The following is an 845-nucleotide window of genomic DNA, read 5'->3' as shown; positions in this document are numbered from 1 at the left end:
CCCAAACTAAGGCAAGCACTGTGTATGGTAGAGAATGCATTGTCCATTTCGCCTCAATTTAAGGTTTACTGCTCAGAGGTATTTTCGGGTAGTTTATCGTCGATTAACAACGTTTCTGTTCACGAAGCTGCCGCGACAAAAAACTTGTTACTGGAACTGCTTCATCAGCAGAAAATTGCGTTAATCATTGATTCAATCAAGTCTGATGATTCTACACTGGTCAATGAGGTGATTCACGAAGAGCCAAATGTCGTCGTATGCCGCAAAACACATCCGAGAATAAATGGACAAATCAATACCAAGCAGTTTTTTAAAGAGAAACACTGCGTGCTGACTGATGAATGGGCTGTGAATCAAACGACCAATCACAACCAATACCTAAATAACGTACAAGTCGAAACCGTGGCATCTTCTCTTTCTGGCATCGTGTTAAACGTGATTGAGAGTGACAATATCGCGATAATCCCCCAGTCTTTTGCAATGAAATGGAAGGAACAACTAGACTTACAAGTGATTGACTTGCCCATTGAGTCAAACCTTGTCACCTACCATTTCATTTATCACAAAAGAGAAAAAAACAACCTGCACCACAAGCGTATTCGAAACAACATCAAAGAAACGCTAAAACCATTTTACAAATCTTAGCTCTTTGCTTATTCCCGATGCCAAGAACCATACAGTTGTATCCGTAAGCTAGGCGCGGTTATCTAGCGGCTTTACCTCGTGTACTGATAATAATTGTATAGACAGAACAAAAGCGATGGTGGCTAAATTCGTTTTTAAATAACAGAGCTTTTTAAATTGCAAAGATATCGCGATTAAACTTGATGATATTTTTTGTTTTT

The 845-nt window shown here is 39.2% G+C and carries 1 protein-coding gene; it reads left to right on the top strand.

Going from position 1 to position 845, the window contains the following annotated elements; translation table 11 throughout:
• Positions 1-645: LysR substrate-binding domain-containing protein (locus R7R24_RS25745; RefSeq protein ID WP_318119954.1), on the top strand; the 645-nt coding region annotated here is incomplete at its 5' end.
• Positions 646-845: the final 200 nt, after the last annotated feature.

This window comes from Vibrio sp. 704, assembly GCF_033339295.1.
The sequence above is the reverse complement of the archived record's forward strand: the minus strand, read 5'-3'. Positions and strand labels throughout refer to the sequence as shown.